Origin of the sequence: Stenotrophomonas sp. G4 (assembly GCF_003428825.1) — a bacterium.
In the GTDB taxonomy this organism is placed as follows: domain Bacteria; phylum Pseudomonadota; class Gammaproteobacteria; order Xanthomonadales; family Xanthomonadaceae; genus Stenotrophomonas; species Stenotrophomonas indicatrix.
The window spans coordinates 719395-740828 of the sequence record NZ_CP031741.1 but is presented as its reverse complement, the minus strand read 5'-3'; the positions used below and the strand labels follow the sequence as shown (position 1 = coordinate 740828).

Genomic DNA, 21434 nt, shown 5'->3' with positions numbered 1-21434 from the left:
TTACGCTGGTGGAGGTGCGCCTGTAGCGCCATCGTCGGCAAGATCAATCAGCAGCTGGCGGAAGCTGGGCAACAGCACGCGGTTGCCATGCCCGCTCAGGTGATCGTTGTCGAAGAACAGCGGTTCACCGTCCTGCACCGCCGAGCAGGTATCCGGCCCGCACAGCAGCGGCAGCGGATCCCACACGGTCAATGACGGGTAGCGCGCGGCCAGTTCGGCCAGCAGTGCCATCTGCGGCGCACGCAGCCGCTGCAGATCCGCGCGCGACATGCTCAGGCCACCGGCGCACGCCGGATTGCTACGGTTGAACCAGTCCGAGCAGCGATAGGCCCCGGCCTTGAACAGCGGCAGCGGTGCATCGATGACCACGTGCACGCCCAACCGCTGCAGGCGGCCCAACACACGATCGGCTTCATCGCGTGCCGCCTGCGCATGCGTGGGCGTGCGCTCGGCCAGCAATTGCCGGTACACCTGCTGCTCATCCTTGTGCTGCCAGTCGAACCCACGCAGCTCCGGCATGCGCAGCGCCGCCAGCAACACGATGTCACCCGGGCGCGCGTCGCGTTCGATGGCCGACAGGCTGTCCTCGATGAAGTCCTGGCAGTCGGCCGGGCTGGCCCGCAGCAGATTGACGAAGCTGCAGCCGCCGCGATCCTCCTGGCGGATCTCCATCCCGGTCTGTCGCGCGACCATGCTGGTCATCGTGCGGTAGGCCGCCGCATGCGAGTCGCCCACAACAAACAGGCGTCGCCCTTCAAGCGCCGGTGCGCCCACCGGCTCCAGCGGTCGCCACGCCGGGTAGCGACGCGCCTGCCATGCGTAGCCATCACGGGTGACGCTGAGCGAGATCTGCTCGTGGTACTCCACCGTCGCCCAGGCACCGGCGCCGCACAGCGCCACCACCGGCAGCGCCATCGCCAGCACCTTCGCCGGCGCCAGCCGCAACAGCGGCAGCGCGCTGCGCGGCGGACGTTCAACGTAATGGTAGGACGCGGCCGACACGGCCAGCAGCAGCACCGGATACAGCCACAGCGCAGCGCCCTGCAGCCCGTAGGTCCAGCGCAGCAGCACCAGCAGTGGCCAATGCCACAGGTACAGCGAATACGACAGGCGCCCCAGGTATGACAGCGGTGCCCAGCCGAGGGCGCCGCCGACCCGCGATTGGCCATGCCCGGCTACCGCCGCCAACAGCAGCAGGGTGCCGACCACCGTGGCCAGCACACCCGGCACCGGCATCGCCAGTTGCGGCGCGACAAGCACGCCCGCCAGCAGCAGGGCCAGGCCGGGCAGTGCAAGCACATCCCCGCGCTTGCCGGGACTGCGCGTGCTCATCCACTGGTACAACAGTGCACCGGCCGCCAGTTCCCAGAACCGCGACGGCAGCAGATAGAACGCCGCCGCCGGGGCGGCCTGCGCCTGCCAGGCCGCCCACGCCAGCGACAGCACCGTGAGCGCCGGCAACAGCACACGCGACCACGGCCAGCGGTCGCGGCCGCGCAACCAGACGAAGAACAGCAGCGGGAACACCAGGTAGAACTGCTCCTCCACGCCCAGTGTCCAGGTGTGCAGGAACGGATTGAGTTCCGCGCCGGGCGAGAAGTAGTCATCCTGCTGGCCGGCCAGTACCACGTTGCTGAAACCCACCAGCGCCGCCCAGCCGGTCTGGTCGAACTGCTCGTTGCGCCAGGCGCGGGGAATGAACAGCGCCGACAGCACGAAGGTGGCCATCAGCATCACCAGCAGCGCCGGCAACAGGCGCAGCACGCGACGCCGGTAGAAATCGAGCAGCAGCGCACCCAATGGCATGCCTGCACGCGATGCCAGCGACTGGCTGATCACGAAGCCGGAGACCACGAAGAACAGGTCCACCCCGGTGAAACCACCGGGCAGCCACGCCGCGTTCGCATGGAAGACGATGACGGCCAGCACGGCCAGTGCACGCAGGCCATCGATGGCAGCGTTGTGGGAGCGTTCGGGGTGAAGCATGCGGGCGACCGTCAGCGAGCGATCGGGCAGCATGGCCAGCGCTGGCGCAGTCATTCAATGGACAATCGCGACAGACGTGGACATCGTTCATGTCCGATCCCAGCTCAGCGCGATGGTGGAGCCGAGCCATGCTCGGCGGCTCTGCAGCCAGATCGCCTGGGGCCAGAGCCCATTGCCATGCAATGGGCTCTGACTCCGGCGTCGTGGCTTACCAGGCCATGCGCAGGCCCAGCTGGCCGCCCACGTTGCGGTAAGCATGGTCACCGCGCTGCACGCTCAGGCCGCCCCATGCGTTCCAGCGCTGGCCCAGCTTCAGCTCGGCACCGGCCTGTACTTCGTAGCGGTTGCGCGGAACATCCGCACCCAGCGTGTCACCGTTGAACTGCAACGCGCTGGTGCCGCTGCCACGCAGCCAGTTCACGCCCAGGTAGGGCTGCACCACGCTGCCCGCCGCAGTGCCGCCACCGAACACGCGCACGCCCACGCGTCCGTTCAGTCCGCCGGCATCGGCACGATCGATCACCGTGCCGTTGTGCTCCACATGACGGTCGGCGCGGAAATCCACGTACGACAACTGCAGCTGCGGCTGCAGGTACAGCTGGCTCGATTCCCCCTGCCACACATTGAAGGTGTAACCGGCCTCCAGCGACGCGCTGGTCGTGCGCGAATCGTACTGCTCCGGCTCCAGGCCGATGCCCTGCACCCGATTGTCGAAACGGCCGTACTGCACGTTCGCATCCACATAGGCGCCGTGAGTGCCCTCGCCATCCTGCAACCAGGTGCCATAAACACCCAGAGCAGTGCCACGCACGCGGCCGGTAGCGGTGTAGCCGGTCAGATCCGAAACGACGCGGTTGTCGGCGCGGCCGCTGCCCAGCATCACCCCAAAGGCCGCGTTGCCCCGACGCAGCAGATCACTGCCGATCTGCAGTACCGACGTATTGCCGTCCACCGACAGCTGGCCACCGACGGCGGTGAAATCTGCGTTGCTGCGACCTGTGCGCGCCCACGCAGTGCGCTCGCTGCCGAGGGCGCCGGTGCGATCATGCATGCGGTGGGCGAACATGCTGATGGTGGCCGACTGATTGGCCAGGTAGGCGCCGGCCTCCGGGCGCAGCACCGGCGGCGGCCGGATCGGGTCCACCGGCCCCACGCCCTCGCCACCGTCCCCGCCCTCACCCGGGCCCGGGCCTGGATCAACCGCACAACCCGGCGCCGTCGGATCGTCCTGGCACACATCGAACCACTGCGAACGCAGGTACCAGTTGCCATCCGACGGATCGGCCAGGCCGCCCTGGAACAGGAAGTACTCGTACGAGCCGCCCACCGCACGGCCGGCCAGCGCGTAGCGCGCCAGTGATGCACCGTCCACTTCGATCAACCGGATGCCATCCACCGTAGGTGCACCCACACCACCGATGTTCCTGACCACGATGCTTGCATCACCCGAGGTATCCCCTCGCACATGCAGGCGATCGATCGCGCTGTCATCGCCGGCCAGCGCGCCCTGGAACAGGAACGTGGCACCTTCGCTGTGCAGGTCGCCACCCACGGTAAGCGTGTTGAAGCGGCCGCTGCCGTCGGACAATGCCAGCCCGCTGTCGAGCACGCGCAGTTCGCCCACGGTGGCATCAGCGCCCAGTGTCCATTGGCTGGCGCCCTCGATCGTCATGGTCTGCACCAGATCCGACGCTCCCCGCCACAACGAGCCGCCAGCCAAGCGCATGTGCACATCGGACTGCGGCACCAGCCCGGCGTCCTCATCCTCGGGTGTGATGACGATGTCGCCCACCAACTGCGAATGCTCCTCCAGCACTACGTCGAAACGTCCTGCCACCGCCGCATCCAGTGCCAGGCCGATGCCGTTGCCAGCGGATACCAGCGCGCCGTTGGACAGGGTCAGGCCCGGCTCACGGCTGCTGCGCAGCCACACGCCACCGTGCTGCGCGCTGACCAACGAGCCACCATCGATGCGCATGCGGCCGTTGTCATTGATCACCGCCGCCCACGCGCCTTCGCCTTCGGTACGAACGTGGGTGTTGGTCAGCGTCATTTCGCCGACCCCACCGGACAACACGCCGTGCGAGTTGACGCCAGTGGTGCGCACCACGCTGTCGGCCAGGTGCACGGTACCGCCCAAGCGCGCGATGGCGCCGATGGCGCCGGGGCCTTCGGTCAGGATGTCGGTTGCGCTTGCAGACGCTACCGGGCGAGCGCTGGCGCCGCCCTCGGCATACAGGCCATGGCCGTTCTGGCCGAGGGTGCGCAATCGGCTGCTGGCGATCCGTGCAGTGCCACCCAGTACCGAAATCGCCTGCCAGTAAGTACCGTCGGCGGTGATCTCCGAACCCTCCACGTCCAGCTCCCCGTCGCTCATCAGCCGAATGCCCACGCCATTGCGAGTGGTAATGGACGAACCCGCCACCTTGGCCACGCCGTCGCGCTGGTTGATGTCGATGCCCGTGCTCTCACTGAGCAACTGGCTGTTGCGCATCGTCAGTTCAGACCCCTCGGTCATGTTGATACCGAAATGACCAGACAGCGCAACGCCATCGAGCGACAGCTTGCCGCCGCCGCTGGTTGCGAAACTGACCGCGCTGGCATTGCTGCCACGTGCATGGACACTGCCCCCACGCATTTCAACCGTGCCGCCGATGGACAGTCCTTCCCCCGAGCGCTCGTGAGTGAGATCGATGTCCACATCCTCCAGTACGACGTTTCCCACGCCCGCCAGCACCCCGCTGGCGCCGGCGCCCACGCCGTTGATCTGCACCGATTGCAGGTGAACGTCGCCACCATCCTGCACCCAGAGCCCATGCGCGCCGCCGCCCACCTCGATCCGGGTCCGCTCTGCGCTGAGGCTGCCGCCGCGCACTTCCAGACCATTGGACTGGCCGGCATTGACCTCGATCACGCTGTCGACCACGCGCGCGCTTCCATCCTGCACGAACACACCATGCGACAGGCCACCGGTCGTGGTGATATGAGCGCGATCCAGAACCACGTGGCCGTCGAGTGCTTCAGCACCGTTGGCCGCCGTGCCCTGGGTCTGGATACGGGTTCCGATGGCATGCACCTGTCCGCCGCTGGCAGCAGACAGACCTGCTGCACCGTAGCCGGTGGTGGTCACGCTGCCCTGCTGAAGTTCGATGCGACTGGCCGTGCCTTCGGCGCGTGCGGCGGCGGCACGCTGCCCCTCGGTAGTCAGGTTGACCGGTCCGGTTGGAACGATGCTTCCCCCGTTGAGGGCAAGGAACACGTAACCCGCGGGATCACCCGGCACCACCGGTTCTGTCGTGGCGTAGTCACCTGCCGCTGGCGTCTTTTCATCTCCATCGGCAATGACCTGCTGCGCAAGTGCGGGCGCGGCGGACGCAAGCGCCAGACCGAGCGCCGATGCCAAGGCATGGCGACGGGGAAGCAGAACGAACATGGCATATCTCCTGGAAAACAGGCTGCCATGCTCGGTGCACGCTGCACGCGACACCATCGAATGCGTTGCAAGATCAGCTCGCTGTGACAGCAGTCCGTACACGCTGAGCTCAGCTGAACGCATGCCCTTTCCGCCACGACTGTCAAGGCGACTTTGCAACAAATTGTATGGGAACACGTTCGCCGTGAACCGACACTGGAGGCCATTTCAGACACAAGCACTCGCAAACGACCCCTGCTTCACAGACTTTTCACCAGTCGCAGGAATATATGTCACCCCGCTGAACAGGGGTTTCCGGTTGTCATGCAGTGTCCGTCCCATTATCTCTGCAGAGGGCAAGACCATGAACCCTGAGCCTACCCGCAACGCGTCTTTCCGCCGGCATCCGTTGGCACACTGCGTAGTCCTCGCGCTCTGCATGTTGCCCCTGCCCAGTACCTGGGCCGGCGATCTGGATTTTGAGTACGCCGTGGTGCGTGACGGCGATCCCGTGGAGGAATGGCAGCTGCGTAACGGATCGGTATTGAACGTGATCGGCGGGCAGACCGATGCCATCAGCTCCACTGATTCGCTCGTGCATCTGGAGAACGCCACCATCAACCGCAGTGGTTCGCAGCAGCGTGCTGTCCAGCTGGATGGCACTGCAATCCTGCAGTCGGAAAACAGCACGTTCCGCGGGGCTGGCATCCTCATACAGGGCGAGGCGTCAGCCCATCTGATCGGTAGCCGCATTCTGGTCACCGCCGCCGATGGTCACCCGCCAGACGAGCAGCTCAGCATCGGCCTGACAATAGGTGGCACTCCCTCTGGCGTCCCCCTGCCGGGCGCGTGGTCTATTCTGGACTCCACCTACGTACGCGTGGAAGACACGGCCGCCGGCGACGACTTTTCCAGTGGCGTGGGAGTGCGCATGCAGAGTGGTCGGGTCGACGTCGTCAACGGCTCGGAAATCGATGCCGACAATGTCGGCGTGTTGATGAATGGCAGAACCTATACAACCGACACGGTGCGCTTGGGCATTGACGGTTCGACCATTCGATCAGGGCGCGGCGCCGCGATCCGTGTGGCCGCCGCCGAAGCGGCCGACTTTGACATCACCGTGGCAAACGGTGCGCAGCTGATTGCGGGCAATGGCAATCTGCTGCAGGTGGACTCTCGCTTCGGTAGCGCCACCCCGGGCGCCAGCCACGTGTATTTCAACGTGGACAATGCACGCCTGATCGGCAATCTCACGTTTGATCCCGTCAACGTCACCAATGGCTCGCTGGACGTCACCCTGCGCAACAAGGCGCAGATCGACGGTCGCTTCATCAACGTCACCAGTGCCAGCATCGACAGCGACAGCACCTGGCTGATGACCGGCGACAGCAACGTCGGCCACCTCGCGCTGGGCAGCACCGGCACCGTGGCACTGGGCAATGCCAGTACGTTCAATACCCTTACTGTCGACAGCTTCGATGGCTCGGGCGGCACTCTGCTGTTCAACACCCACCTGGGCGATGACAGCTCGGCCACCGACAAGCTGGTCATCAACGGCGATGCCAATGGCCAGGCCAACGTGCGCGTGCTCAATGCCGGCGGTGCCGGTGCGAAGACCGACCGCGGCATCGAGCTGATCGATATCGGCGGTGCGTCCAACGCGCAGTTCGACCTTGTCGGCCGTGCAGTGGGCGGGCAGTACGAGTACTTTCTGGTGAAGGATGCCAACGGCAACTGGTACCTGCGCTCGCAGACCGGTGCCGGCCCGGACCCGTGCGTGGTCGACCCCACCCTGCCCGAGTGCACGCCGATCGATCCGGTGGACCCGGTGGATCCGATTGATCCGCCGCCGCCGGTGCTGCGTCCGGAAGCAGGCGCGTACCTGGCCACCCAGTTCGCGCTGGACCAGATGCTGCGCCACACCTACCGCGACCGCCAGGGCGGCAGCACCGCCGCCACCGACGGCGTGCGCGGCTGGGCCCGTGTTGACGCTACGCAGAGCAAGCTCGGCGCGGTGGATGACCAGCTCGACCTGCGCGTGGATCGTTCGCGCCTGCAGCTGGGGCGGACGTGGGCGTGTTCGATGACGGTCGTGGTCGCGTGGGTGTGATGGGCACCGTTGCGCAGTCCAGCGCCACCTCGCGTTCGGACGTGACTGGTTTCAGCGCGCGCGGCAAGGTGGAAGGTGGCGCACTGGGCGTGTATGGCAACTGGGCCAACGACGCCATGTACGTGGATGCCAGCGTGCAGCGCGGCCAGTTCCGCAACCGCGTGCAGGGTGAAGGCCTGGCCGAGGAGCGTTACGACTCGGACATCTGGCAGTCGTCGCTGGAAGCCGGCTATCGCTTCAACATCGGCCAGATCGGCACTACCGCGCTGAGCCTGCAGCCGGAACTGCAGCTGGTGTACACCGATGCAAAGACCGACGTGCATACCGAAACCAACGGCACCGTGGTGCGTGCACTGGGTGGCAGTGGCCTGTCCGGACGCGCGGGCCTGCGCCTGCAGGGTGAAGGCCACTCGGCGGCGGGTGCCTCGGTCAGCCCGTATCTGGCGGCCAACTGGTACCGCGATGGTGCCGGTAATGGCATCGCCTTCGACGATGAAGTTCTGAAGGCAGGCATCCCGCGCAACCGCTATGAACTGAGCGCGGGTGCGCGCGTGGACTTCCGTTCCGGTTTCAGTGCGTGGGGCGGGTTTGGCGTGATGCGCGGTGACAGTGGCTACCGCGAAGCGGCGGCGAACCTGAGCGTGGCTTACATGTGGTGATCTGCTTTCTGTAGCGCCGCGCCATGCTCGGCCGCTCTTCGGTCCAACGCCCATCACCCACCGGCACAGCGCCTTGTGCCGCCCCGTGCCGTGCTGCTGTCCAGGGGCTGAACCTGCACCACACCGACCGTGGCTTTGCAACAAATTGCATGGGGCTGGCCTAAGCGCATGAGGAAAATGTGGCCATAAGAGACATCCGCTAGCGCAATTCCACCAATTTCATCTTTCATTCACATGCTCTCGACCTATACCCAACGTCGATGTCGAGAAGCAGACCCGGAAGCGCGCAGTTGCACCAGCCTTTTCCATCTGACAGGACAGCCGCATGTGCTACGCCAATAACTCCCGCGACAATCCGCGCCTTCCCCTCGCCCAGGCCGTACTGCTGGCCATCACCGCATTCGCAGCAGGTTCTGTCGAGGCGGGCGACCTGGACAATCAGAACGCCACCGTCGTTGCCGGTGACCCGGCAGAAGCATGGACACTGGTCAATGGGTCGAACCTGATCGGGCAGAACGCACAGATGAACCAGATCATCGCCGGCAGCGACTCGACGGTGACCTTGGAGGGCGGTCGCGTTAGCAGCACAGGCACAGGGGCAAACACGGTCTCGTTGTCGGGTGGTGCGCGCCTCATCAGCAACGGCACTGACTTCTACGGCGGCAGCGTCTCGCTGCAAGGAGGCAACAGCCAAGCCCACTTAACCGGCGGAAAGATCACGGTGCCGGCTGGGACTGCAGGTGGTCCCACGCCAACCGCAGGCGTCGATATCATCGCGCGTGTTGGCGATCGCGCTGGATATGCTTTGCTGGATGCCATGCAGGTACACGTCGAGGCATCGAATGATCCTACCGTTCCCGCCTACAATACCGGCAATGGCGTTCGTGTCCAGTATGGCAGCATGGACCTCGTCAACGGCTCGCGGATTTTCGGCGAGAACGCAGGCGCCTTTCTATGGGCCTACGATCCGGTCGGCGGCAGCGCCGATCTGGGTATCGACAACTCGACCGTCCAATCGGGCAAGGGTGCCGCCATCCATGTCATGCCGCTGACTGCCAGTGACTACAACATCCTTGTGGCCAACAACTCCACGCTGCTTGGCGGCGACGGCAATCTGTTGCTCGTATCCAGTCTCGCCGGGCCTATTTCCAGCCGCACCGATGTCCAGTTCACCGTTGACGACTCGCGCCTGGCCGGCAATGTGCACCTCGATCCGACCACGGCAACCAATGCCACGCTGGACGTCACCCTGCGCAACAGCGCGCAGATCGACGGCCGCTTCATCAACGTCACCAGTGCCAGCATCGACAGCGACAGCACCTGGCTGATGACCGGCGACAGCAACCTCGGCCACCTCGCGTTGGGCAGCACCGGCACCGTGGCACTGGGCAATGCCAGCACCTTCAATACCCTTACCGTCGACAGCTTCGACGGCACGGGCGGCACCCTGCTGTTCAACACGCACCTGGGCGATGACAGCTCGCTGACCGACAAGCTGGTGATCGCCGGCGACGCCAACGGCCAGGCCAACGTGCGTGTGCTCAATGCCGGCGGTGCCGGTGCGAAGACCGACCGCGGCATCGAGCTGATCGATATCGGTGGTGCGTCCAACGCGCAGTTCGACCTGGTCGGCCGCGCCGTGGGCGGGCAGTACGAGTACTTCCTGGTAAAGGACGCCAACGGCAATTGGTACCTGCGCTCGCAGACCGGCGCCGGCCCGGACCCGTGCGTGGTCGATCCCACCCTGCCCGAGTGCACGCCGATCGATCCGGTGGACCCGGTGGATCCGCCGCCGCCGGTACTGCGCCCGGAAGCCGGCGCGTACCTGGCCAACCAGTTCGCGCTGGACCAGCTGCTGCGCCACGGCTGGCGCGACCGCCAGGGCGGCGCCGCAGCGGCGGATGGTATTCGCGGCTGGGCCCGGGTGGACGCTACGCAGAGCAAGCTCGGTGCGGTGGATGACCAGCTCGACCTGCGCGTGGACCGCTCGCGCCTGCAGCTGGGGGCGGACGTGGGCGTGTTCGATGACGGTCGTGGTCGCGTGGGTGTGATGGGCACCGTTGCGCAGTCCAGCGCCACCTCGCGTTCGGACGTGACTGGTTTCAGCGCGCGCGGCAAGGTGGAAGGCGGCGCACTGGGCGTGTACGGCAACTGGAGCACCGATGCGCTGTATGTGGACGCCAGCGTGCAGCGCGGCCAGTTCCGCAATCGCGTGCAGGGTGAAGGCCTGGCCGAGGAGCGTTACGACTCGGATATCTGGCAGTCGTCACTGGAAGCCGGTTACCGCTTCAACATCGGACAGATCGGCAGCACGGCGCTGAGCCTGCAGCCGGAACTGCAGCTGGTGTACACCGATGCAAAGACCGACGTGCATACCGAAACCAACGGCACCGTGGTGCGTGCAGCGGGCAACAGCGGCCTGTCCGGTCGTGCAGGCCTGCGCCTGCAGGGTGAAGGCCGCAGCGCCGCCGGTGCCTCGGTCAGCCCGTATCTGGCGGCCAACTGGTACCGCGATGGTGCCGGTAATGGCATCGCCTTCGACGACGAAGTGTTGAAGGCCGGCATCCCGCGCAACCGCTATGAACTGAGCGCGGGTGCGCGCGTGGACTTCCGTTCCGGGTTCAGTGCGTGGGGCGGGTTTGGGGTGATGCGCGGTGACAGCGGCTATCGCGAAGCGACGGCGAACCTGAGCGTTGCTTACAAGTGGTGATGTAAACACGAACGGCGCCGGAGAGATCCGGCGCCGTTCTGCTTTCTGTAGCGCCGAGCATGCGCTCGGCTCCACAACAAATGTCGCAACTGGCACGCGCAGGCGTGCTCGGCTTCGCGCAGCGCGTTCGATATGCGTCTGCAATGTTTTCGAAATTGAAACTTTTCTGATTGGTATAGCAGCACCTGCATGCACATCATGGCGCGCCACCGACAACGGGTGGCACGGGCTTGCAATCCCGTTGGATGAGTGTGTTGTTTACGCTTGCCTGTCGGCGTCGCTCTTTCCTTGTTGAGCGGCGTCGGCAGGCAATCCGTCCGTGCCCTATGGCGGGCGGTGCGTGGGGGCCTCGTGCCCGCCGGCGTTTCACACTTGTCCCCGGTATTGCAACCACGCATCGTCCGCCGCCCTCGCCCAATGCGAGGGCGGCCCCTTGCATCACACTCAAGGACGCCGCCATGACTTCTTCGCTCTATCCCTATCTGTTCGCCACACTCGGCGACGCCGTCGAGCGCCTGCCAGATGATTTGGCAAAAGCACTGGAAACCACACTGGGCAGCACGATGCGCGCCCACGCCGACGAAGGCATCACCCTGCTCGGCTGCCTGCAGCGCATCCGCCACGTGGACGCCGCCGATGGCCAGCCGTGGCCGGACAAAGGACGCAAGCAGTGCTTTGGCTTCGCGATGGCACGCATCGACCGCGCCAATGCCGGGCTGACCTTGCTGCTGGAACTGCTGCACGCCATCGAGCGCGTACGCGTGGACGGCGATGCCGACCAGCAGGTGGGCGATGACGTGCGCGAAGGCTTGCTGCTGGCCTGCCGTGGGCTGGCCGAGTATGTGGATGTGCAGTTGCGGGTGGCGTAAGCAGGGCTGCCGCACGCGCCGGCCCTGCCCTTGGTAGCTGCCAACCTTGGTTGGCATGGCCGCAAGGCCATATGCAGGACGAGACGGCGTGCCAACCAAGGTTGGCACCCACCAGGACAACGCGGTAGCGCCGGGCCATGCCCGGCGTTCTCGTGTGTCAGGCGAAATGCTCGTATCCGCTCGGGCCGTCGTGGCCTTCGGTGTGCACGCCCTGCCCTTCCATGATGCGGCCGATGCGGGTGATCGGCACGTCCAGCGATTCGGCCACGTAGTGCAGCGCGTCGCGCTGGTCGGCGGCGGCGGTGAAGCACAGTTCGTAGTCGTCGCCGCCGTGCAGCGCGCAGTCACGGGCGCCATCACGGCCGAGCAGTTCGCGCAGTGCCGACGACATCGGCAATGCATCGGCGTCGACTTCGGCGCGCACACCGCTGCGTGCGGCGATGTGGCCCAGGTCGGCCAGCAGGCCATCGGAGATGTCCACGGCGGCATGCGCGAATGCACGCAGGCGCAGGCCCAGGGTGACGCGCGGGGTGGGACGCAGCAGACGCAGGCGCAGGGTTTCGTAGTCGGCCAGCAGGGTGGCGGCGGTGACGTTCAATGCGCCCTGCTGCCACAGGCGCAGGGCACCGGCAGCATCGCCGAGGGTGCCGCTGACCCAGATGTCATCGCCAATCTGTGCGCGATCACGACGCAGGGCCTGGCCGCGGGATACCTGGCCCATCGCGGTCACCGACAGCGACAGCGGGCCACGCGTGGTGTCACCGCCGATCAGGGCGATGTCGTGCTGGTCGGCCAGGGCGAAAAAGCCATCGGCGAAGGCATCGATCCAGTCTTCGCTGGCCTCGGGCAGCGACAGCGCCAGCGTGCACCAGGCCGGGCGCGCGCCCATCGCCGCCAGGTCGGACAGGTTGACGGCCAGCGTCTTCCAGCCGATGTCGAACGCCGGGGTCTCGGCCGGGAAATGCACGCCGCTGTTGAGCGTGTCGGCGGTGACCACCAGTTGCTCGTTCGGGCGCGGCTGCAGCAGCGCGGCGTCATCGCCGATGCCGAGCACGATGTCGTCGCGCTCGACGGTGCGGGCGCGGATACGGTCGATGAGGGCGAATTCGGCCAGGGACATGGGGCGCTCCCGCGTTTGTACGTGCCGCGCCGTGCGCGGTGGGCGGTAGTGCCGGCCGCTGGCCGGCAACCTCAGAATCCCTGCAGTTGCCGGCCAGCGGCCGGCATTCCCACAGGTGGGTCAGTGACCCGATTCGACCTTGCGCCATTCCACGGCGGCACGATCCAGCACGCCGTTGACGTAGGTGTGGCCATGTTCGGAACCGAAGCGCTTGGCCGATTCGATGGCTTCGTTGATCACCACGCGGTACGGCACGTCCAGGCGGTAACGCAGTTCGTAACCGGCCAGGCGCAGCACCGCGCGTTCGATCGCGTCCACTTCGTCGATGCCACGGTCCAGGTACGGGCCGAAGGCTTCGTCGATGTCGCGACGGTTGTCGAGCACGCCATGCACCAGCGCTTCGAAGTACGCCAGGTCGGCGATTTCGCGGGCCTGTTCGTGGGCGAACTGGGCGATCAGCGACTGTGCGTTGCCGCCGGAGATCTGCCAGGCATAGATGGCCTGCACGGCACGACGGCGCGCGCGCGAGCGCAGCACCGGATCGATGCCATCGCGGCGGACGGGTTTACCGGAGGGCTTGCCCTGGGTGTTCTTGTTCATGGCAGCTGCTCCAGAAGGTTGACCATTTCCAATGCGGCGAGTGCGACTTCCTCGCCCTTGTTGCCGTGGCTGCCGCCTGCGCGGGCCTCGGCATCTTCCACGCGCTCCACGGCCAGCACGCCGTTCAGCACCGGCACGCCGAAGTCCAGCTGGACGCGCATCAGGCCTTCGGCACAGCGGTCGGCCACGTGTTCGTAGTGGCGGGTGTCGCCACGGATCACGCAGCCCAGGGTGAGGATGGCGGCGTGTTCGTGGGCGGCGGCCAGGCGCGCGGCGACCAGCGGCAGCTCCCAGGCACCCGGCACGCGGATCACGTCGATGTTGGCTTCGGCAATGCCGTTGCCGGCCAGGCTCTGGCGGGCGCCAGCGACCAGCACATCGGTGATGCGGGCGTTCCAGCGGCTGGCCAGGATGGCGAAGCGCGCCGATTCGGGAGTGCGAAGATCGCCTTCGTAGTGGCTCATATGCGGCTTGGGATTCGATTAAGGGGTAATTCTACCGTGGATGGGCCCCGGCCGTGGCTGCTGCCCCCGTGTGCCAACCGCTGGCTCTACACCCCGGGTAGTGTCGGCCGCTGGCCGGCAACTGCAGTTCCCTGAGGTTGCCGGCCAGCGGCCGGCACTACCGGTTATCGGGTGGCCAGCATTACCGCGGTTGCCGGCCAGCGGCCGGCACTACCGGTCATGGGGCGGCCGGCGAAGCGGTCACGGGGTAACCGTCTCCACCACTTCCAGGCCATAGCCGGCCAAGCCGACCTGGCGGCGGGGCGTGCCCAGCACGCGCAGCTTGCCCAGGCCCAGGTCGGACAGGATCTGCGCACCAGCACCGTTGCGGCGCCACTGGCCCACGTCCTTGTCCTTGCCCGGCACCACCGGCGCCGGCTGCTGGCGCAGGCGGGCCAACAGCGCTTCGCCGTCGCGCGGGGCCGACAGCACCACCATCACGCCGCTGCCTTCCGCGGCGATCGCGCGCAGGGCATCGGTGGCCGCCACGCCGAAGTCATCACGGCGCCAGTGCAGCAGGTCGGCCAGCGGGTTTTCCACCTGCACGCGCACCAGGGTGGGCGTGTCCGCATCCGGAGTGCCGCGGACCAGGGCGAAATGCAGGTCGTGGGCGATGCGGTCGCGGTAGGTGACCAGCTTGAACGGACCGAACTCGGTGTCGATATCACGCTCGTCCACGCGCTCGACAGTCTTTTCGGTGGCCAGGCGATAGGCGATCAGGTCGGCAATGGAGCCCATCTTCAGGCCGTGCTCGCGGGCGAACACTTCCAGCTCCGGGCGGCGCGCCATGCTGCCGTCCGGGTTGAGGATCTCCACCAGCACGCCGGCCGGTTCCAGCCCGGCCAGCATGGCCAGGTCGACGCCGGCTTCGGTATGGCCGGCGCGGGTCAGCACGCCACCGGGCTGGGCGATCAGCGGGAAGATGTGGCCCGGCTGGTGCAGGTCCGACGGCTTGGCATTGGGCTTCACCGCGGTGCGGATGGTATGCGCGCGGTCGTGTGCCGAGATGCCGGTGGTCACGCCCTCGGCCGCTTCGATGCTGACAGTGAAGTTGGTCTGGAACTGCGCGGTATTGGCCTGCACCATCGGCGCCAGGCCGAGGTCGGCGGCGCGTGTGCGGGTAAGCGGCAGGCACACCAGGCCGCGGCCATGGGTGACCATGAAGTTGATGTCGCTGGCCTTGACCAGCTCGGCGGCCATGATCAGGTCGCCTTCGTTCTCGCGGTCTTCGTCATCGACGATGACCACCATGCGGCCGAGGCGGATGTCTTCCAGGATGTCGGGAATCGGGGCGAAGTTCATGCGCGGGCTCCTTCACCCAACAACCGCTCGACATAACGAGCCACCAGGTCGATTTCCAGGTTCACCGCGCTGCCCACGCCGGTGGCGGAGAACGCGGTATTGGCCACGGTGTGCGGGATCAGCGCCACTTCAAAGCCTTCGTCGTCCACTTCGTTGACGGTGAGGCTGACACCGTCCACGCAGATCGAGCCCTTCTTGGCGATGTAACGGCGCAGGGCGGCCGGCGCGGCGAAACGCCAGCGCTGGGCACGCGCATCTTCATGGATGGACAGGACCTGGCCGAGGCCGTCGACGTGGCCGCTGACCAGATGGCCGCCAAGGCGGTCGGTCGGGCGCATGGCACGCTCGAGGTTGATGACCGCACCTTCGGACAGCTGGCCCAGCGTGGTCAGGCCCAGGGTCTCGGTGGACGCATCGGCCTGGAAGCTGCCGGCGTCGAACGCGATGACGGTGAGGCAGACGCCGTTGATGGCGATGCTCTCGCCCATCTGCACGTTGTCGAACGGCAGGTTGCCGACATTGAAGGTGAAGCGGACATCGCCGCCGATGGATTCGCGTGCGGCCAGACGGCCGACGCCTTCGATGATTCCAGTAAACAAGTAACGTTCTCCGCGAAAAGTGAGCGAAAAACGCCGCAAGGCAAACAGGCGGGCGCAGGGCTGCAAAGGCCCTGTGGCACCGTCTTCTTTCATCCGGACTATGACCGTCGGCTCCGGCATTGGACCGGATCTGCTGACCCCCGGCGGGTAGGCCGGGGCGCTCGCGGGCTCGTGCTTTCGCACCTACCGCCGGTGGGGAATTGCACCCCGCCCTGAAGACGTTTGTATACCGGCGAACCGGCGCGGGCATTGTAGCAGCCCCGCTCGCGGGGCCGGGACCGTCTGGGCGGGCCACCGTTCAGTTGTCAGTTGTGACCGACTTCGCGCTATGGCAGAGGCAAGTCGCCAGCGTCTGGCCTTTCGTAAAACTTTCATTAAACTCGGCCGTCGGACGACATGAGGTCGCCACGGGCTGCCGCACAGGTGGACCGCCAATGGACTGATATTCACAGGAATTCCCATGCGCAAGATCCTGATCGTGGCCACCCTGCTGGCCGCTGCTCCGTTCTCGGCCTCCGCCGATGCCCTGAGCTACACCTACGTTGAAGGCGGCTGGACCCAGGTCAAGGTTGACGACAACAACCTGGATGATCCGAAGGTCGATGGCGGCTACGTGCGTGGCTCGTTCGCACTGGCCGAACAGGTACATGTCTTCGGCGGCTGGTCGCGCACCAGCAAGACCTATCGCTATACCGACGGCTCGCTCAAGCTTGAACTGGACCAGCCGGAACTGGGCATCGGCTACCACATGCCGTGGAGCGACCGCGTCGACTATACCGCCGACATCGCCTGGGTGCGCCAGAGCGCCGAAGTGACCGATCGCTACGACGGTCTGGGCACCGATCGCTTCAAGGACCACACCAATCTGGTGCGCGCCACCATGGGCGTGCGTGGCAAGCCCTCGCGCATGACCGAAGCCTGGATCAAGGCCGGTTACATGGACGGTGGCAATGAATTCAAGGGCACCTGGGTCGGCACCGTTGGTGGCCAGATCAACTTCACCGAGACCTGGGGCCTGGTGGGCGAAATCTCCGGCTACCGCGACGTCACCCAGTACTCGGCCGGCGTGCGCGCCAGCTTCTGATTGCCCGATCCTCGTCGTGCGATCGAACGGGCTCCGCGAGGGGCCCGTTTTTTGTTGGCCGTCGCGCGCAATACGCTTGGCTGCGGCACGCCATCGAATGCAATGGCAATTGCGCTAGGCTTGCCGCCCTCTGGAACAGGAACACCGTCATGAAGACCCCGATCCGCCGCCTGCTGGCCACCGCACTGCTGTGCGCCCCGTTGTTCGCCGCAGCCGCCCCGGCGCAGCTGAGCCCCGAACAGACCTTCGATCTGTACGCACGCGCATTGCTGGAAGACGATGCCGCCGCCACGCGCACGCTCAACGATGCATTGAAGCCGGCCTTCGACGGCCAGGACTCGGTAACGCCGGTGCCGGGCATGATGGCCCAGGCGTTGGCCGAGCCGTGGCAGATCGTGCTGGACGTGGCCGGAGTGAAGGGCGATCCGGCAGCGGCGGAAGCGATGTACGCCAAGGCGCTGAAGGCCTCGCAGTGCCGTGCCACGCGCAGCACGGTGGAAGACAACGAATTCGTGGACGACCAGAAGATCGCCAAGGTCGATTTCAGCTGCCAGCTGGCCGACCTGGGCAGCGTGCAGCCGTTGTTCCTGGCCAGCCTGACGGGTGAGGACAAGGCTCCGCGCGCGCGCTTCACCGAGGCCTATACCCAGGCCCTGCAGAGTGGCCCGCGCAAGGCCGTGACCGGCACCCTCACCTTGTACACCGCCAAGGACAAGGCCTACTGGTACAGCAGCAACTTCGATGATCTGGTGGGCCCGGTGCTGGATGCGCTGGCGCCGTTCGATGGCTGGATGCAGGACGTTGAAGCAGCCAAGGCACCGAAGGTGACCGGCGTGCCGGCCTGCGATCTGCTGCTGCAGCAGCACCGCAGCTGCGTGGCGAAGATCGCACCGGACCAGATCAGCGGTGTGGAGGCGATGACCGAAGAGTTGAAGGCCAAGACGCAGGTGATGTCGGCCGAGGAAATGACGCAGGAGTGCAAGGCACTGCGTCCGATGGCCGAGATGATGTGGACCGATGCGTGCGCGTGAGTTCACTGCGCTGAAGCGACTGGGGCTGGCTGCATTGCTGGCCCCTGCTGCGGCACAGGCGGCGCCGCCTGTGCCCACGCCCGGACACGTGTTCGAGCTGTACGCACAGGTGATCGTGCACGGCGATACCGCCGCCCAGGCCGAGCTGGGCCGCTATCTGGGTACAGCCAAGGGCCCGGCGATCGCGGCGGCGCTGGCGAGCGTAAGCCATCTGGACCAGGCGCCTGAAATGGCCGATTGGCCGCAGGCCGCCGCGGCCCTGCGCAGGCGCCAGACATCGGTGCGTTGCAGTGTCGGCAGCGTGCATCATCCGCAGGCAGACATTGCCGATGTTGACTACCGTTGCCACCTGCCGGACCTGACGGCCCTCCTGCCCGTCTATCGGCAGCACCCGGTGCCATTCAACGGACCACATCCACCGCAGATGGCGAGCGAACTGGCTACGGCGTATACGCAGATGATCGCGACGGCACCGGACCGGGAAAGGATCATCACCGTGTCCTTCGAGCGCGATCATGACGGCGGCGCTTGGCGCGTACAGAACCCGTCGCCGCTGATGGGCGAACTGGCCGATGCGTTCCTGCCGTTCTTCGAGTGGAACGAGCACCCGCCGAACTGAAAAGGGGACGGAGGGGATCAAGTCGTTCTTGCCACAAACGACTTGATCCCCTCCGACCCTTTTTTCATGGCCGCAGCAGCAACCGCAGATCCTCACCCACCTGGCGCTGGTCGACCACGCGCAGGCGGCGCTGTTGGTCCATCACCTCGATGCCGAGGTCGGCCAGCAACGGGCGGCCGCTGTCGCCCAGCAGTGTTGGCGCCTGGTACATCAGCAGTTCGTCCACCCAGCCACCACGCACCAGCGCGCCGGCCAGCGTTGCACCGGCTTCGGTGTGCACCTCGTTGATGCCGCGCTCGGCCAGCAGTGCCAACACCGCGCCCAGATCAAGGCGACCGTGGCGGACGGCTACGCTGGCAAAGGCCGCGTCGGCGGCGTCGGGCGGACTGACCATTGCATCGTGCAGGTACAGCGTGGGCGCCCCACCCTCGCGCACACGGCTGCATTCCAGCGAGCGCAGGCGGGAATCGAGGACGACGCGCAGTGGCGGCATGACTTCAGTGTCAGCCAGGCGCACGGTCAGCATCGGGTCGTCGGCGATGACGGTGTCGGCGCCGGTGAGGATCGCGCCAGCGCGCGCGCGCCAGTGCTGCACATCCTCGCGAGCGGCGGGGCCGGTGATCCACTTCGAGCTGCCGTCGGCCATCGCGGTACGGCCATCGAGGCTGGCGGCCAGTTTCACCCGCAACCACGGACGACCGCGCTCCACGCGCGACAGGAAGCCTTTGTTGAGTTCGCGCGCCTGCGCGGCCATCAAGCCCTCGGCGACCTCGATGCCGGCGTCGCGCAGCAGGTCGAAACCACCGCCATCGACTTTCGGGAACGGGTCGCGCATCGCGGCAACAACGCGCGACACACCGGCATCGATCAGTGCCAATGCGCAGGGTGGCGTGCGTCCGTAATGCGCGCACGGTTCCAGGGTGACGTAGGCGGTGGCACCACGCGCGTCGCTGCCGGCTTCGCGCAGGGCGAACACTTCGGCATGCGGGCCGCCAGCACGCTGGTGCCAACCCTGCCCGACCACGCGCTCGCCATGGGCGATCACACAGCCAACCATCGGATTGGGACGGGTGGTGTAGGCACCGCGCTCGGCTAGCCGCAGTGCGGTAGCCATGTGCAGGTGGTCAAGGACGGTGAACGATGTGCTCATGCCGCCATGGTACCGCCGTCAGCACGATGCCAGCCAAGGCCCAGTAGATCCACGTCATGCGTTGATGGGCAGTACGGCGCCAACCAAGGTTGGCAGCTACCGATGCAAAGGCCGTCAGCCCTTCTTTTTCTTGGTCAGGGCGATCACATCGCCCAGCAGTTGCAGTTGCTCGGTGCTGGAAGGCAGGTCGCGTTCGAGCTTCTCGATTTCCTCGCGGAAATCGGCGACATCCTCAAAGCTGCGATAGACCGAGGCGAAACGCACATAACCGACATGGTCAAGCTTGCGCAGTTCGTTCATCACGAACTCGCCCACTTTGATCGACGGCACTTCGCGTTCGCCGCTGATGCGCAGCTGGTGCACCACTGCGCGCACCGCCGCCTCGATCTTCTCTTCCGGCACCGCACGCTTCTGCAGCGCGCGGTCAAAGCCGGCGCGGACCTTGCGGGCATCGAAGGCTTCGCGGGTGCCATCGCTCTTGACGATGGCCGGCAGCTTCAGTTCAACGGTTTCCAGCGTGCTGAAGCGTTCGTTGCACGCCTCGCACTCACGCCGACGGCGAATCGTCGCGCCGTCTTCGGAGACGCGCGAGTCGATGACCCGTGTATCGGCATGCTGGCAGAAAGGGCAATGCATTGAACGCCTGGCTCAGGGAAATACCTGCTGCCACGGTCGTGGTAGCGTCGCAAAGGTACCTGAGAAGGGGTTTTGCAGCAAATGCAGGCGGCAATCAGCCTTGTCCGGCAAGGCCCGGAGCGCGACGCAACCACACCAGATGCGCAGCCGGCACCAGCAGCGGCACGCCCAGTACCAGATAGCCCAGTACCTGCCAGGGGCTGCCGGCAAACAAGCTGAAAAGCACCACGCCGATCACCGCCAGCGCGGCCATCGCGCCAAGCGCCAAGCCGATCCAGAGAATACGGGCGGTGTGCCGCAGGCCATCGCGCCCTAGCCGCAGGTAGCAGATGCTGAGCCACAACCAGGCCAGCAAGCCGATCACACCCGCCAGCGCCCACAGCAACAGCACCGCACCTTCGTCGCCGTGCATCAGGCCGTGGCGGGTCAGGAAGGTGTAGATGCCGAAGCCGGCGACGCCGCCACCGGCCACCAGCGCGGGCAACCCCAGCAGCAGGCATTGGGCGATGTAGAGGCGTTTGTGCAGGCGCTCATCCATGCGTTCGAATCTCCTTGCTGGCTGCTTGCTTCACGTGCGTGGTCGCAGCCACAGCAGCATGGCGGCCGGCACCAGCATCGACGGCCCCAGCAGCAGCAGTCCGAAGCCTTCGGCGTGAACCGTGACGCTCCACCACGCCGCCAGCCCCAGCGGCGGCAAGGCGGCCAGACCTCCGGCCAGCAACATCCACCACCAGACCGGCCGCACCCGAAGGCCGGCACGTCCGTGCATCAGGTAACCCGCACTGAGCCACAGCCAGGCCAGGCAGCCGGCCATGCCGGCCAGGCCCCACAGCGGCATCAGCGTCACCGATGCCAGGGTGCCGTGACCAAACTGGCCCAGGCCCATCAACAGCAGCAGCATCGCTGCGGCCCCGCCGCCTACCAGGCTGGGCAGGCCGAAGAGCACAGCCAAGGCTGCATAGAGATACCTGAGGCGGCGCTCATCCATGCGCGGGTACTCCGGTGCCGGGGTCAGAGCCTTTCCCGCAGGGAAGGGCTCCGACC

At 66.3% G+C, this 21434-nt stretch carries 18 protein-coding genes and 1 riboswitch; of the genes, 7 read left to right on the top strand and 11 right to left on the bottom strand.

The genetic code is table 11. The features are described from left to right. Positions 1 to 2040 carry an acyltransferase family protein gene (locus tag D0Y85_RS03240; protein ID WP_117309525.1) on the bottom strand — a complete coding sequence of 680 codons (2040 nt, stop codon included), beginning with the start codon at positions 2038 to 2040 and terminating at the stop codon, positions 1 to 3. Positions 2041 to 2194: 154 nt separating this feature from the next. Beyond that, positions 2195 to 5419 (bottom strand): autotransporter outer membrane beta-barrel domain-containing protein, encoded by a 3225-nt coding sequence (locus tag D0Y85_RS03235; RefSeq protein WP_117309524.1) that lies wholly within the window; start codon positions 5417 to 5419, stop codon positions 2195 to 2197. 418 nt (positions 5420 to 5837) lie between these two features. Between D0Y85_RS03235 and D0Y85_RS03230 the strand changes: the two genes are divergently transcribed. The 4 genes from D0Y85_RS03230 (at position 5838) to D0Y85_RS03220 (ending at position 11746) form a co-directional block, all read left to right on the top strand. Next, complete coding sequence (locus D0Y85_RS03230; protein ID WP_240329334.1) at positions 5838 to 7508, top strand: autotransporter outer membrane beta-barrel domain-containing protein; 1671 nt, start codon at positions 5838 to 5840, stop codon at positions 7506 to 7508. After that, positions 7475 to 8167 carry an autotransporter outer membrane beta-barrel domain-containing protein gene (locus D0Y85_RS20835; protein ID WP_240329331.1) on the top strand — a complete coding sequence of 231 codons (693 nt, stop codon included), beginning with the start codon at positions 7475 to 7477 and terminating at the stop codon, positions 8165 to 8167. The genes D0Y85_RS03230 and D0Y85_RS20835 overlap by 34 nt, the downstream gene beginning before the upstream one ends. Positions 8168 to 9068: 901 nt before the next feature. Further along, positions 9069 to 10877 (top strand): autotransporter outer membrane beta-barrel domain-containing protein, encoded by a 1809-nt coding sequence (locus D0Y85_RS03225; RefSeq protein ID WP_240329328.1) that lies wholly within the window; start codon positions 9069 to 9071, stop codon positions 10875 to 10877. A gap of 458 nt (positions 10878 to 11335) precedes the next feature. Further along, complete coding sequence (locus tag D0Y85_RS03220; protein ID WP_032978965.1) at positions 11336 to 11746, top strand: hypothetical protein; 411 nt, start codon at positions 11336 to 11338, stop codon at positions 11744 to 11746. 157 nt (positions 11747 to 11903) lie between these two features. Here the strand turns inward: D0Y85_RS03220 and thiL are convergent, their stop codons facing one another. The 5 genes from thiL to D0Y85_RS03195 form a co-directional block, all read right to left on the bottom strand. Continuing rightward, positions 11904 to 12866: a thiamine-phosphate kinase gene (gene thiL / locus D0Y85_RS03215; RefSeq protein WP_051562411.1), complete on the bottom strand. Its 963-nt coding sequence runs from the start codon at positions 12864 to 12866 to the stop codon at positions 11904 to 11906. 120 nt (positions 12867 to 12986) lie between these two features. Further along, the gene (gene nusB / locus D0Y85_RS03210; RefSeq protein WP_093818893.1) at positions 12987 to 13466 is read right to left on the bottom strand and encodes a transcription antitermination factor NusB; all 480 of its coding nucleotides are present in this window, start codon (positions 13464 to 13466) and stop codon (positions 12987 to 12989) included. Further along, positions 13463 to 13930 (bottom strand): 6,7-dimethyl-8-ribityllumazine synthase, encoded by a 468-nt coding sequence (ribH, locus tag D0Y85_RS03205; protein WP_025876639.1) that lies wholly within the window; start codon positions 13928 to 13930, stop codon positions 13463 to 13465. Before ribH ends, nusB begins: the two co-directional genes overlap by 4 nt. A gap of 240 nt (positions 13931 to 14170) precedes the next feature. Beyond that, positions 14171 to 15271, bottom strand: a complete 1101-nt coding sequence (gene ribB, locus D0Y85_RS03200; RefSeq protein ID WP_025876641.1) for a 3,4-dihydroxy-2-butanone-4-phosphate synthase — start codon at positions 15269 to 15271, stop codon at positions 14171 to 14173. Next, positions 15268 to 15870 (bottom strand): riboflavin synthase, encoded by a 603-nt coding sequence (locus D0Y85_RS03195; RefSeq protein WP_117309522.1) that lies wholly within the window; start codon positions 15868 to 15870, stop codon positions 15268 to 15270. Before D0Y85_RS03195 ends, ribB begins: the two co-directional genes overlap by 4 nt. A gap of 77 nt (positions 15871 to 15947) precedes the next feature. Beyond that, positions 15948 to 16094, bottom strand: a riboswitch (FMN riboswitch). A gap of 236 nt (positions 16095 to 16330) precedes the next feature. On the opposite strand from D0Y85_RS03195, the gene D0Y85_RS03190 reads away from it, so the two are divergent. The 3 genes from D0Y85_RS03190 to D0Y85_RS03180 all read left to right on the top strand — a co-directional run bounded on the left by D0Y85_RS03190 (position 16331) and on the right by D0Y85_RS03180 (position 18604). Continuing rightward, positions 16331 to 16954 carry a hypothetical protein gene (locus tag D0Y85_RS03190; protein WP_117309521.1) on the top strand — a complete coding sequence of 208 codons (624 nt, stop codon included), beginning with the start codon at positions 16331 to 16333 and terminating at the stop codon, positions 16952 to 16954. A gap of 149 nt (positions 16955 to 17103) precedes the next feature. Further along, complete coding sequence (locus tag D0Y85_RS03185) at positions 17104 to 17985, top strand: hypothetical protein (protein ID WP_117309520.1); 882 nt, start codon at positions 17104 to 17106, stop codon at positions 17983 to 17985. Then, the gene (locus tag D0Y85_RS03180) at positions 17972 to 18604 is read left to right on the top strand and encodes a hypothetical protein (protein ID WP_117309519.1); all 633 of its coding nucleotides are present in this window, start codon (positions 17972 to 17974) and stop codon (positions 18602 to 18604) included. Before D0Y85_RS03185 ends, D0Y85_RS03180 begins: the two co-directional genes overlap by 14 nt. A gap of 64 nt (positions 18605 to 18668) precedes the next feature. Here D0Y85_RS03180 and ribD read toward each other — a convergent pair whose 3' ends face one another. From ribD to D0Y85_RS03160, 4 genes are all read right to left on the bottom strand, one after another. Continuing rightward, positions 18669 to 19754 (bottom strand): bifunctional diaminohydroxyphosphoribosylaminopyrimidine deaminase/5-amino-6-(5-phosphoribosylamino)uracil reductase RibD, encoded by a 1086-nt coding sequence (ribD, locus tag D0Y85_RS03175; protein WP_117309518.1) that lies wholly within the window; start codon positions 19752 to 19754, stop codon positions 18669 to 18671. Between the two features lie 114 nt (positions 19755 to 19868). Continuing rightward, positions 19869 to 20390, bottom strand: coding sequence for a transcriptional regulator NrdR (gene nrdR, locus D0Y85_RS03170; protein ID WP_025876654.1), 522 nt, complete (start codon positions 20388 to 20390; stop codon positions 19869 to 19871). 94 nt (positions 20391 to 20484) lie between these two features. Further along, on the bottom strand, positions 20485 to 20928 hold the full coding sequence (locus D0Y85_RS03165; RefSeq protein WP_117309517.1) for a hypothetical protein: 444 nt from the start codon (positions 20926 to 20928) through the stop codon (positions 20485 to 20487). A 30-nt stretch (positions 20929 to 20958) separates the two neighbouring features. Continuing rightward, complete coding sequence (locus tag D0Y85_RS03160) at positions 20959 to 21378, bottom strand: hypothetical protein (protein ID WP_117309516.1); 420 nt, start codon at positions 21376 to 21378, stop codon at positions 20959 to 20961. Positions 21379 to 21434 lie beyond the last annotated feature (56 nt).